Annotated in this window: 11 protein-coding genes; 8 read left to right on the plus strand and 3 right to left on the minus strand. The window is 66.8% G+C overall.

Going from position 1 to position 12,024, the window contains the following annotated elements; translation table 11 throughout:
• The first annotated feature begins 80 nt into the window (after nucleotides 1-80).
• From QGN32_RS20185 to QGN32_RS20195, 3 genes are read left to right on the plus strand one after another with little or no spacing between them, the layout of a single operon-like run.
• Complete coding sequence (locus QGN32_RS20185) at nucleotides 81-4,967, plus strand: NAD-glutamate dehydrogenase (RefSeq protein ID WP_326546036.1); 4,887 nt, start codon at nucleotides 81-83, stop codon at nucleotides 4,965-4,967.
• A 44-nt stretch (nucleotides 4,968-5,011) separates the two neighbouring features.
• Complete coding sequence (locus QGN32_RS20190; protein WP_326549175.1) at nucleotides 5,012-5,374, plus strand: acyl-CoA thioesterase; 363 nt, start codon at nucleotides 5,012-5,014, stop codon at nucleotides 5,372-5,374.
• Nucleotides 5,371-6,030, plus strand: a complete 660-nt coding sequence (locus QGN32_RS20195) for a DUF8185 domain-containing protein (protein WP_326546037.1) — start codon at nucleotides 5,371-5,373, stop codon at nucleotides 6,028-6,030. The genes QGN32_RS20190 and QGN32_RS20195 overlap by 4 nt, the downstream gene beginning before the upstream one ends.
• A 237-nt stretch (nucleotides 6,031-6,267) precedes the next feature.
• On the opposite strand, the gene QGN32_RS20200 is transcribed toward QGN32_RS20195, so the two are convergent.
• Complete coding sequence (locus tag QGN32_RS20200) at nucleotides 6,268-7,860, minus strand: glycoside hydrolase family 13 protein (RefSeq protein ID WP_326546038.1); 1,593 nt, start codon at nucleotides 7,858-7,860, stop codon at nucleotides 6,268-6,270.
• Complete coding sequence (locus QGN32_RS20205) at nucleotides 7,860-8,255, minus strand: globin (protein WP_326546039.1); 396 nt, start codon at nucleotides 8,253-8,255, stop codon at nucleotides 7,860-7,862. Before QGN32_RS20205 ends, QGN32_RS20200 begins: the two co-directional genes overlap by 1 nt.
• 140 nt (nucleotides 8,256-8,395) lie before the next feature.
• Here QGN32_RS20205 and QGN32_RS20210 point away from each other — a divergent pair, with 140 nt between their 5' ends.
• The 3 genes from QGN32_RS20210 to QGN32_RS20220 are packed head-to-tail and all read left to right on the plus strand — an operon-like array spanning nucleotide 8,396 to nucleotide 9,819.
• Nucleotides 8,396-9,064: an HNH endonuclease gene (locus tag QGN32_RS20210; protein ID WP_326546040.1), complete on the plus strand. Its 669-nt coding sequence runs from the start codon at nucleotides 8,396-8,398 to the stop codon at nucleotides 9,062-9,064.
• 25 nt (nucleotides 9,065-9,089) lie between these two features.
• A complete protein-coding gene (ctaJ, locus tag QGN32_RS20215; RefSeq protein ID WP_326546041.1) occupies nucleotides 9,090-9,347 on the plus strand; it encodes an aa3-type cytochrome oxidase subunit CtaJ in 258 nt (85 codons plus the stop codon).
• Nucleotides 9,334-9,819, plus strand: a complete 486-nt coding sequence (locus QGN32_RS20220) for a DUF5130 domain-containing protein (RefSeq protein WP_442791732.1) — start codon at nucleotides 9,334-9,336, stop codon at nucleotides 9,817-9,819. The genes ctaJ and QGN32_RS20220 overlap by 14 nt, the downstream gene beginning before the upstream one ends.
• An 81-nt stretch (nucleotides 9,820-9,900) precedes the next feature.
• Here the strand turns inward: QGN32_RS20220 and QGN32_RS20225 are convergent, their stop codons facing one another.
• Complete coding sequence (locus QGN32_RS20225; RefSeq protein WP_326546042.1) at nucleotides 9,901-10,251, minus strand: HNH endonuclease; 351 nt, start codon at nucleotides 10,249-10,251, stop codon at nucleotides 9,901-9,903.
• Between the two features lie 146 nt (nucleotides 10,252-10,397).
• Here QGN32_RS20225 and QGN32_RS20230 point away from each other — a divergent pair, with 146 nt between their 5' ends.
• Entirely contained in the window at nucleotides 10,398-11,516 is a 1,119-nt protein-coding gene (locus QGN32_RS20230) for an EspA/EspE family type VII secretion system effector (protein WP_326546043.1), read from the plus strand.
• A 7-nt stretch (nucleotides 11,517-11,523) separates the two neighbouring features.
• Nucleotides 11,524-11,952 carry a hypothetical protein gene (locus tag QGN32_RS20235; RefSeq protein WP_326546044.1) on the plus strand — a complete coding sequence of 143 codons (429 nt, stop codon included), beginning with the start codon at nucleotides 11,524-11,526 and terminating at the stop codon, nucleotides 11,950-11,952.
• Nucleotides 11,953-12,024 lie beyond the last annotated feature (72 nt).

Consider the following 12,024-nt stretch of genomic DNA (forward strand, 5'->3'; position numbering starts at 1 on the left):
GACCGCGAAGCCGCTTCGCTCACCGGGCTCGCGGTGACATCCAACGGCGAAGGTACGTGCCTACAGTTCAGGAGCGTCGCATGTCGATGAACCCGGAGGCCGTCGGAAGGTCAGCTGGCGCGGGGGCCGAGCGCAACGAGTCACCGGGACTCGACGACCAGACAGTGGCGCGGTTGGCGCGCGCCTATCTCGAGACCTACCGCGGTCCGCATGCCGACGCCCCCGCCGCGGACGCCACCGTGACCATGCCGGTGACCGCGACGGCGCACGAGGTCGTTTCGCCGAACCTCATCATCGCCCATCACCGGCTGGGCAGCTTCCGTCCGTTCGGCGACACCCGCGTCGAGGTGTATCGCGCCGACGACCCTGCGGGGTTCGGGCCCGCACTGCAGATCGTCACCGACAACACCGCGATGGTGATGGACTCGGTCACGGTGCTGCTGCACCGATTCGGCGTGGCCTATACCGCGATCATGAACCCGGTGCTGCGGGTGCATCGCGCGAGGGCGGGCGAACTGCTTGACGTCGCGCCCGTCGCCGAGGCCGGCGGCTCCCGCGACGGAGTGGACGAGGCGTGGATCCACGTCCAACTGGCGGCCACCGTGGAGCCCAAGTCGCTTGCCCAGGTGGCGCAGATGTTGCCGAGCGTGGTCGCCGATGCGCATCACGTCGCGCTCGACGCCGAAGAACTCTCGTCGACGCTGCGCGGATTGGCACACGAACTCGGCACCGATTCCGGCGAGCGGTTCCGCGGGCCGGACCGTGAGGACGTCGCGGCGCTGCTGCGCTGGTTGGCCGACGGGCATTTCGTGCTGCTGGGATATCAGCGGTGCCCGGTGCGCGACGGCCGGTCCTCGGTTGACCGGTCGAGCCGACTGGGGGTGCTGCGGCTACGCCAGGATGTGCTGCCCCCGCTCACCGACGACGACGACCTTCTCTCACTGGCGCAGGCCACCATCCCGAGCTATCTGCGTTACGGCGCCTACCCGTACATCGTCGTCGTCCGTGAGCAGCACGGTCCGGCCGCCGTCGAACACCGGTTCGTCGGTTTGTTCACGGTCGCCGCCATGAACGCGAATGTGCTTGAGATCCCGTTGATCTCGCGTAGGGTTCGCGAGGCGTTGTCGCTCTCCCGGAGCGATCCCAGTCATCCCGGGCAGTTGTTACTCGACATCATCCAGACCATCCCGCGGTCGGAACTGTTCGCGCTGTCGGCGCGAAAAGTGCTGGACATGGTGAAGGCCGTCGTCGACCTAGGGTCGCGGCGGCGCACCCTGCTGTTCATGCGCGCCGATTCGCTCGCGCACTTCGTTTCGTGCCTCGTGTACCTGCCGCGCGACCGATACACCACCGCGGTGCGGCTAAAGATGCAGGACATCCTCGTCCGCGAACTCGGCGGGACCAGCATTGAGTACACCGCGCGGGTGAGCGAATCCCCCTGGGCCCTTGTGCATTTCTCGGTGCGCATGCCTGGGGGCACCAACCCGCGCGGCATCGACACATCCCAGGACAACGAGACACGGATTCAGGATCTGCTCACCGAAGCGGCACGGACGTGGGGCGACCGGCTCATCGGCGCGGTGAAGACGGGGTCGATCGACCAGCGCACGGCGCAGCACTACTCCGAGGCATTCCCCGAGCCCTACAAACAAGCCGTCGCACCGCTCGACGCGATCGGCGACATCGCGATCATCGAGGAACTTCTGGACGGCTCGATCAAACCGGTTCTCGCCTACACCGAGGAAGACACCGCCCAACTGACCCTCTACCTCGGCGGGCACTCCGCGTCGCTGAGCGACCTGCTGCCCATGCTGCAGTCGATGGGCGTGGTGGTGCTCGAAGAGCGGCCGTTCGCGGTGCAGCGGCCCGACGGGCTCACGGTGTCGATCTACCAGTTCAAAATCAAGCCGCACAAGTCGATTCCGCGCATCGAATCGGGCCCTGAACGCGCCGAGGCCGCTGCGCGGTTCGCCGATGCGGTGACCGCGATCTGGCAGGGCCGCGTCGAGATCGACCGGTTCAACGAGTTGGTGATGCGGGCCGGGCTGAACTGGCAGCAGGTGTCGACGCTGCGAAGCTATGCAAAGTATTTGCGGCAGGCGGGTTTTCCCTACAGCCAGTCGCACATCGAAGCGGTCGTCAACGACAACGCCGGCACCGTGCGGTCGCTGGTCGAACTGTTCGAGGCCCTGTTCTACCCCGGGGCCGACACCGAGCAGGGCGGTGCACCGAGGCGCCGTGACGCCCAGGCTGCCGCCGCGGCGGTGACCGCCGATATCGATGCGCTGGTCAGCCTGGACACCGACCGGGTGCTGCGGGCGTTCGCGTCGATGATCCAGGCGACGCTGCGCACCAACTACTTCGTCACCCGGCGGGAGTCGGCCCGGCAGCAGGGCGTGTTGTCGTTCAAGCTCGATCCGGGCCTGATCGATGAACTGCCGCTGCCACGACCGAAATTCGAGATCTTCGTGTACTCGCCGCGGGTCGAGGGTGTGCATCTGCGGTTCGGTTATGTCGCGCGCGGCGGGCTGCGCTGGTCGGACCGCCGGGAGGACTTCCGCACCGAGATCCTCGGCTTGGTCAAGGCGCAGGCCGTCAAGAACGCGGTGATCGTGCCCGTCGGAGCCAAGGGCGGGTTCGTCGTCAAGCGGCCGCCGGCGCCCACCGGCGACCCCGCCGCCGACCGCGACGCCCAACGCGCGGAGGGGGTGGCCTGCTACCAGTTGTTCATCGCCGGCCTGCTCGATCTGACCGACAATGTGGACAAGGCGACCGGACGGGTCGCCGCCCCGCCGGAGGTGGTGCGCCGTGACGGCGACGACGCATACCTCGTGGTGGCGGCCGACAAGGGCACGGCTACGTTCTCCGACATCGCCAACGAGGTCGCGAAGTCATACGGCTTCTGGCTCGGCGACGCGTTCGCCTCGGGCGGCTCGGTGGGATACGACCACAAGGCGATGGGCATCACCGCCAAAGGCGCGTGGGAGTCGGTCAAACGGCACTTCCGCGAGATCGGTGTCGACACCCAGTCCGAGGACTTCACCGCCGTCGGGATCGGCGACATGAGCGGTGACGTGTTCGGCAACGGCATGTTGCTGTCAAAGCACATTCGCCTGCTGGCCGCCTTCGACCACCGGCACATCTTCATCGACCCGGACCCTGACGCCGCGCGTTCATGGGAGGAACGCAAGCGCCTGTTCGACCTGCCGCGCTCGAGCTGGGAGGACTACGACGCCTCGCTGATCAGCGAGGGCGGCGGCGTCTACAGCAGAGAGCACAAGTCGATCCAGCTCAGCCGGCAGGCCCGGGCCGCGCTGGGCATCGACGACAGGATCGAAGAGCTGACCCCGCCGAACCTGATCAAGGCGATCCTCAAGGCACCCGCCGCCCTGCTGTTCAACGGTGGCATCGGCACTTACATCAAGGCCGAGACCGAGTCCGACGCGGACGTCGGCGACCGGGCCAACGACCCGGTCCGGCTGAACGGAAACCAGTTGCGCGCCAAGGTGGTGGGCGAGGGCGGCAATCTGGGCGTGACCGCGCTGGGCCGCATCGAGTTCGACCTCGCGGGCGGTCGCATCAACACAGACGCACTGGACAACTCGGCCGGCGTCGACTGCTCCGACCATGAGGTCAACATCAAGATCCTGATCGACTCGCTGGTCACCGCGGGCAAGGTCAGCCCCGAGGAGCGCACCGAACTGCTGCTCTCGATGACCGACGAGGTCGGGCGGCTGGTGCTGGAGGACAACGAGGACCAGAACGACCTGATGGGCACCAGCAGAGCCAATGCAGCCAGTCTACTTCCGGTGCATTCGCGCATGATCAGGGACTTCGTCGCCGACCGCGGGCTCAACCGCGAACTTGAGGCGCTGCCCTCGGAGAAGGAGATCGGGCGCCGCGCCGACGCCGGAATCGGTCTGACCTCACCGGAACTGGCCACTCTGATGGCCCATGTCAAGCTCGCGCTCAAGGCCGACGTGCTGGCCAGTGAGCTACCCGATCAGGAGGCGTTCGCGTCGCGGCTGCCGTGGTACTTCCCCGAGAAGCTGCGGGCACCGTTCGGCGCGGAGATCCGGGCGCATCAACTGCGCCGGGAGATCGTCGCGACCATGCTCGTCAACGACCTCGTCGATACCAGTGGCATCACCTACGCGTACCGCATCAGCGAGGACGCCGGGGTCGGCCCGGTGGACGCTGTCCGCAGTTATGCCGCAGTCAACGCGATCTTCCGGATCGACGACGTCTGGCGACAGATTCGGGCCGCCGGCGCCGACGGCGTGCCGGTGATGGTGACCGACCGGATGACGTTGGATCTCCGGCGTCTGGTCGACCGGGCCGGTCGCTGGCTGCTCAGCTACCGTCCTCAACCCCTGGCGGTGGGTGCCGAGACCAATCGGTTCGCCGCCAAGGTCGCCGCGCTGGCGCCGCGGATGTCGGACTGGCTGCGCGGTGACGACGAGGCCATCGTGGCCAAGAAAGCCGGCGAGTTCGCCTCGCACGGGGTCCCCGGGGATCTGGCGTACATGGTCGCGACCGGGCTCTATCAGTTCAGCCTGCTCGACATCATCGACATCGGTGACATCGTTGATCGGGAACCGGACGAGGTCGCCGGCACGTATTTCGCGCTGATGGACTACCTCAACACCGACACCCTGCTCACTGCGGTTTCACGACTCGATCGAGACGACCGATGGCATTCGTTGGCCCGGTTGGCGATTCGCGATGACATCTACGGTTCGGTGCGGGCGCTGTGCCTCGACGTGCTGGCGGTTGGAGAGCCCGAGGAAACCGCTGAGGAGAAGATCGCGGAATGGGAGGCGACGAACGGTTCCCGGGTAAACCGCGCGCGTCGCACCCTCAGCGAGATCAACGGAAGCGGTCAGCACGACCTGGCGACGCTGTCGGTGGCCGCACGCCAGATTCGCAGCATGACGCGAACGAGCCGAACGGGGACTTCTCGGTGACAGGTTTCGTTGCGCCGGTACATGTCCGATGGTCGGACATCGACATGTACCAGCACATCAACCACGCCACCATGGTGACGATCCTCGAGGAAGCCCGGATTCCGTTCCTGCGCGAGCCGTTCGGGCCGGAGATCGACACCATCGGGTTGCTCATCGCGGAGGTCAACATTTCGTACAAGGATCAGCTGCGGTTGATGGACTCACCGTTGCAGGTGACCATGTGGTCGAAGCGGGTGCGGGCGGTCGACTTCACGGTCGGGTACGAGGTGCGCTCGGTCGGCGCGCCCGCCGGCTCGAAGCCCGCGGTGATCGCCGACACCCAGCTCGCGGCCGTGCACATCAAAGAGCAGCGGCTGCACCGGCTTTCACCGGAGCAGCGAGAATACCTCCAGCGCTTCACGCGATGACTCGGCCCGAGCGCGGCATCTGGCTGACCGATCCGGCGAACCGCGAAGACCTGGCAACCTTCGCCGAGCGGGCGATGCGTCTGGACGACGCCGCGGTGATCCGGCTTCGTCAACGGCCCGCCGGCCTGCTGGTGGCCTTTGTGGCGACCGGCTTCGATGTGTTGGCCAGTCGGGTGGTCCAGGGTGTGGTCAATCCGCCGGATCTGTCCGTGGGCGCAGACACGCTGACTTCGGGCCTGCGGGCGATGGGCGACGATGGATATGTCGAGCCGGGATTCGGGTTGGACTCGGCTTGGCGCGGAGTGCTGCCGCCGGACTCCGGCTTCGTTCACCTCGACGATGTGCCTGCCCGTGTCGTGCTCGACCTGGCGCAGCGTGGTGGCGCGCTGGCCAAGGAGCATTCGAGCGGCCACGGTCCGCCGGTGTCCCTGCTGGACCAGGAGGTGGTGGCGGTCAGTTCCGGCGAGGACAGCGTCGGCATTCCGATGAGGTGTGTATTCGCCTTGACAGCAATGGGTTTCCTGCCGCAAGCGGGTTCGGCGGTGAGCGACGACGAGATCGTCAGAGTTCGGGTCTCCCCGGCGTGGTTGCGCATCGACGCGCGGTTCGGTTCGGTGTACCGGCGCCGCGGCGACCCGGCGCTGGTATTGCGGTAACCCCGTCAGCGCGAGCGTGCGCGTCTGCAGTCGACACGCCGCACATTCTTCGGCATTTGCGCACGCTCACCCTTCGGCGATCGACCGTCCACCGTCGCCCGATGCCGAGTCGGTGACCGATATTCCAGTCAAGCCCGTCGACTGCAACCCTGAGTGGGACCGCGAATTCGCCGACCAGACCGGCCTCTGAACGCCCCGCGAGCGTGCGCAGATGTCGGGGATTACGCGGCGTGTCGACTACAGGCGCGCACGCTCGCGCCGGGACTGGACCAGCCAGGCGGCCGTGTCCGGCGGCAGCGTGCCGCCGGAGACCTCGCCACTTGCCAGGAGGATCTCACCCTCCGGTAGCGGTGCCGGCAGGGTGCCCGTGTTCAACACGCACACCAATCCGCCGCTGCGGCGAAACGCCAGACTGTCGGCGGGGGAGTCGAGCCAATCCACCGTGGGCCCGTCGAACTCTGTTCGCCGCGACCGTAATTCGATCGCCCGCCGGAAGAAAGCCAGCGTCGACGCCGGGTCAGCCAATTGCTTCTCGACCGTCAGCGCCGCCCACTGTGGCGGAATCGGCAACCAGGTGTCGGGGTTGTCCGAGAACCCGAACGGGGGAGCCTCACCCTCCCAGGGCACCGGAATGCGACTGCCGTCGCGTCCGCGCCGCGTGCGTCCGGACCGCTCCCACACCGGGTCCCGCAGCGCCTCGGCGGGCAGGTCGACGTTCGGCAGGCCGAGTTCCTCACCGTTGTAGACGAACACCGGTCCGGGCAGCGCCAGCATCACCAGCGCCATCGCCCTGGCGCGTGCCAGCCCGGCGCTACCGCCGCCGTAGCGGGTCGGTTCCCGGTCGACGTCGTGGTTGGCCAGCGTCCAGGTCGGGAAGGCATCGACCAATTCGGCTGCGGTCATCGAGTTTTCGATCGCATGACGGATGTCGGCCGCATCGAACTCTGCGCGCAGCAGCCGGAAGTTGAAGCCTAGATGCAGTTCGTCGTCACGCACGTAGCGGGAGAACTGTTCGTTGTCGTAGACCCACACCTCGCCGATCGCAACGGCTTCCGGATAGTCGTCGAACACCCGGCGAATCCGGCGATGGATCTCGTGCACGGCCTCGTTGTTGAACCGAGGGTCGTCATCCAACTCCGACAGCAGCATCTCCGGTTTGACGGCCGGCATGTCGGGCAGCCCCGGCGGCTTGGCCATGCCGTGCGCAACGTCGATGCGGAATCCGTCGATGCCGCGGTCGAGCCAGAACCGCAACGTCTTCTCGAGGTCGTCGAACACCTCGGTGTTCTCCCAGTTCAGATCGGGCTGCGTGGTGTCGAACAGGTGCAGGTACCACTGGCCCGGGTTGCCGTCGGCTTCCGTCACCCGCGTCCACGCCGGCCCACCGAAGACCGACAGCCAGTTGTTGGGCGGATGTTCGCCGCCGCGCCCGGTGCCGTCGCGGAAGATGTAGCGCTCGCGTTGGGCGCTGCCTGGACTGGCGGCAAGCGCCGCTTGAAACCACGGGTGCGCGGAACTGGTGTGGTTGGGCACCAGGTCCATCGTGACCTTCACCCCCAGCCGGTGAGCGGCGTCGGTGAGCCGGTCCAGGGCCGCCATACCGCCGAACAGCGGGTCGACGTCACGTGGGTCGGCGACGTCGTAGCCGTTGTCGGCCATCGGTGACACCATCACCGGGTTGAGCCAGATCGCGTCGACGCCGAGCGCCTTGAGGTAATCCAGCCGGCTGGTGACGCCGTCGAGGTCGCCGACGCCGTCGCCGTCACTGTCCTGAAACGAGCGGGGGTAGACCTGATAGAACAGCGCACGCGACCACCAGGGATCCGTCATCAGAACGGTGAGTTGACCATCGAATGAGCGGCCATCTCCAGATAAGCCAGCAGTTCCCTGCGGTGCTCGTCGTCGAGCGTCTGCGAGTCGATCTCGGCGATCGCGATGTGCATGCAGCGCAGCCAGGCATCGCGCTCGAGGTAGCCGATCCGGAACGGCGCGTGGCGCATCCTCAGCCGCGGGTGGCCACGCTGGTCGGAGTAGGTGCGCGGGCCGCCCCAATACTGTTCGAGGAACATCCGCAGCCGCACCTCGGCGCCCTCGAAGTCATCCTCGGGATAGAGCGGACGCAGAATCTCGTCCTCGCGGACCAACGCGTAGAACCGCGCCACGATCGCGCGGAACGTCTCGTGGCCACCGACTTCGTCGTAGAACGACCTCTGTGGCTGCATCACGCCACCATTGTTCCCTGTTGCTGGATTGGCCAGGTCAGCCGGTCGCGGCACCCCCTGTTCACGCGGATGACCTGCGAACACGCGAAGAATTGTCGTGCGATTCACAGGAATCCGTGGTGAACTGTCTTCTCGGAGGACGTATGGCGCATCGCAAGAAAGGCCCGTCCAGAAGGGCCGGCCAGCGGAGTCACGGTGCCGCGACCGCCCTAGCCGGGTCGGTGGTACCGGGCGCGCAAACACGCGTCCTACGCAGCGTCGACATCCATCCGCCAAGTACCACCGAGGCCTCGATCTGGGGCCGCCGCCGCGTCCTTCTGCTGAACTACACCTACGAACCGTTGACCGCTCTGCCCATGCGCCGGGCGGTCATCATGCTGATGTGCGGCAAAGCCGACGTCGTGCACGAGGACCCGAACGGGCCGGTGATCCACTCCGCGACCCGCTCGATCCTGGTGCCGTCGGTGATCCGGCTGCGGTCCTACGTGCGGGTGCCCTACCGGGCGCGCATTCCGATGACGCGTGCGGCGCTGATGCACCGGGACCGGTTTCGTTGCGCTTACTGCGGGGGCAAGGCCGACACCGTCGACCATGTGGTGCCGCGCAGCCGCGGCGGAGCCCACACCTGGGAGAACTGCGTGGCTGCCTGCTCGCCATGCAACCACCGCAAGGCCGACCGCCTGCTCACCGAGCTGGGATGGTCGTTGCGCACGATGCCGGTGCCGCCGAAGGGACAGCACTGGCGGCTGCTGTCCAGCGTGAAGGAACTCGACCCGGTATGGGTGCGATATCTAGGCGAAGGCGCGGCGTGACCGCGGCTGGTATACGGTTTGCGACGTGAGCACCGCACTTACACACGCGATACTGATCCTGGTGCCGCTCGGGCTGACGGCCGTTCTCATCTTTCTGATCTGGGGTGTCGGCAAGAACCGCAAGGGCCCGCATCCGGCGACCTACAAACTGTCCGAGCAGTGGACTCACTCGCCGATCTTGTGGGCGGCCGACGAACCGGCCGACCATGGTCATTCGGCTGGTCACGGCGGCCACGGTTCGCACCCCGTGACGATTGGAGGTGGCGCAAGTGGCAAGTGGTGACGTCGCAGTGACGGGTGACCGGGCAGCGCTCGAGCGCACAGATCTTGCGCCGGGGTGGGTCGTCACCTCCAGCGGCCGCATCTCCGGCGTCACCGAACCGGGTGCGCTGTCGCTGGATTACCCCTTCCCGACCAAGGACCTGGTCTTCCTCGACGACGCGCTCAAATACGGCTCCCGGGCCGCCAAGGCGCGGTTCGCCGTCTACATCGGTGATCTCGGGGCAGACACGGCGGCCACCGCCCGCGCCATCCTCGAGCAGGTGCCGACGCCGAACAACGCTGTGCTGTTGGCCGTATCGCCGAACCAGCGCGCGATCGAGGTCGTGTACGGGACCGACGTCAAGGGACGCGGCATCGAGGAGACCGCACCGTTGGGCGTGTCGGCTGCGGCCGCGTCCTTCAGAGACGGCAACCTGATCGACGGGTTGATCAGTGCGGTGCGGGTGATGAGCGCCGGCGTCACTCCGGCCTAACTCACCTTTCGCCGCGAGCGTGCGTGTCCGCTGCGCGGCACGCCGCTGGGAACCAGCACTTTGCGCACGTTCGCGCGCATGTCAGCGTGCTGCGGCGGCGAGTGCGGCGCGGATCTCGACGTAGCGCTCGAGGAACCGACGCTCGTCGAGGCGCTTGCGCCGCAGCCATCCGGTGACCTCCTCATTGCATTTGCTGGTGTTGCAGGAGGCGCAGGCCGGTACCACGTTGTCGATGGTGTACCGGCCGCCGCGCGAGATCGCCATGACGCAGTCGCGCTGCAGGGCCCGGTCCGAGGCGCCGCAGTAGGCGCAGCCCTGCCACGCGTCCTTGAGGGCTTGCCACTGGGCTGCCGTCAGGTCGTGCTCGACGGCGCTGAGTCGACGCTTGCGCTTGCGGGCCGCCCGGGCCCGCCGACTTCTGCTGACCGCCACTTCGGAAGCCTATGAGCGGTGGGCTGCGGTTGTTGAGATATGCCGCCGCGTGTTGCCTCTCATCCGGGTCTCAATTGCTGCGCCCGCCCCGCTCGCGGCGGACTTAAGATCGGGTAGCCACCGCAAACGAAGGAGTCGAGTTAGGCGTGCTCGAAGCATTCGAGTCGACGTGGTCCAAGGTGAGGTCGACTTTCGGTCAAGGAATACCTCAGCAAGGCGAAGCATTCGACAACAGCGGTCAACTGCGCGAGCTCCAGCGCCAGGTCGCGTCGGCCGCCCCGGGACACCCGTGGACCGGTTCCGCGGCCGAAGCCTATGCGTCGACGAACGACAGGCACGGTGCGGTGTTGGGCCGAATGGCCGAGGTGGATCTGCGGCTCAGGGCCGAGGTGGATCGGTCCGCCGCGGTCGTTGCCACCGGCCGGCGCGAACTCGACGCGGTGCGGGACTGGGTACGCGCCGCGGCATCGTCGGTGCCGAACAATGCGGCGGGCGAGCGGATGTTGGTGTCGATAGTCGGCAAGGGGGCCAACGACATGTCGACGATCGTGCGGCGCGCCAACGGAGATCTGACCGACATCGCAGAAAGAGTGCGCGATATCGGCACGGATTACCGGGCGCTGACGCGACCGGAGCAGACGGGTCCCGGTGATGTCCAGAACGTGGTGGGCGAGGAGGAAAAAAAGCCGTGGCGGTTTCCGTTCGATCCTCCGCCTCCACCCGATTCCGCTCCGGGCGGCGGGCGATGGGAGTACGGCCAGGGATACCCGCTAGGACCCGGCGGCGGACCGCCCATGGGGCCGATCCCGGTGCCCCACCGCTGGCACAGAGATGTCGAGCCGCCGGTAGTCGGCGGGACGTCGACCTTGAAAGAGGTTGTGCCGCCGAAACCTAATGGATGGGGGGTGGATCCCGCCTGGACATTACGGGAGGCGTATAGATTCCGGGTGACCGGCGAGGGTTTCAACGGGGATCCGAGCCACGTGCGGTGGGTGGAGCGGGATGGCAAGTGGTATCAAGCGACCTGGCTGGACTACGAATTGGAGGCCGAACATGTCCGGGCCATGGTGCCGCACAACGATGCGGCCGGCTATCCGATGATCAGATGGGGCGAAAACGACTGGAAGCCAATCGATATCAAGGATATCTACGGCATCCAGGTCGACAACCCGCGACTGCCGCTCTACATACCGAACCCATTCGGGGGGCAGCATCGTCTCCCGGTTCCATCGCCCGACAATCCCATCGTCGTATCCGGAGGATGACGAGATCGTGACTCGTAAACGTTGGTTGTGGGTGCTGATCGCCGCGGCACTGATCGTCGGCGCGGTCATTTCGGCGGTCGTGGTGATGCGAGCCGATGACAACGCGACGGAATCGGATGCGGACTGTCAGGTGGTGGGCGAGTTGGCCCGCGAATGGAAGGCCATGGCGCAGCAGGACCAGACGGGAGGCAAGTCCAACGATCAGTTCGCCGGCGAGGTGCGCGCGGCGGCGGACTCGGTGTCCACTCCGGCGCTCGAAGAGAAGCTCAACACCTGGGCCGACGGTTTCGCTCTGCTTGCCGACGTGCAGCGGGCGGACTCGAATGCCTCCTCGGCGACCCCTGACGTCGGGGCAAAGGTCGCCCAGGCCGGCGACACCATCTACGGCACCGCCGACAGGCTCCGTCAGGCCTGCCCCGATAACTGGCCTTCATAACCTGAAGCCGCCGCGAGCGTGAGCAAAGTGCTGCTTTTCCGCGGGCGTGTCATGTGCAGACGCGCACGCTCG

This window comes from Mycolicibacterium sp. ND9-15, assembly GCF_035918395.1.
In the GTDB taxonomy this organism is placed as follows: Bacteria; Actinomycetota; Actinomycetes; order Mycobacteriales; family Mycobacteriaceae; genus Mycobacterium.

Bases quoted from the DNA above. Each gene is read 5' to 3' on its own strand.
- QGN32_RS20185 (WP_326546036.1), top strand. From the start codon at position 81: ATGTCGATGAACCCGGAGGCCGTCGGAAGGTCAGCTGGCGCGGGGGCC.
- QGN32_RS20190 (WP_326549175.1), top strand. From the start codon at position 5,012: ATGTACCAGCACATCAACCACGCCACCATGGTGACGATCCTCGAGGAA.
- QGN32_RS20195 (WP_326546037.1), top strand. From the start codon at position 5,371: ATGACTCGGCCCGAGCGCGGCATCTGGCTGACCGATCCGGCGAACCGC.
- QGN32_RS20200 (WP_326546038.1), bottom strand. From the start codon at position 7,860: ATGACGGATCCCTGGTGGTCGCGTGCGCTGTTCTATCAGGTCTACCCC.
- QGN32_RS20210 (WP_326546040.1), top strand. From the start codon at position 8,396: ATGGCGCATCGCAAGAAAGGCCCGTCCAGAAGGGCCGGCCAGCGGAGT.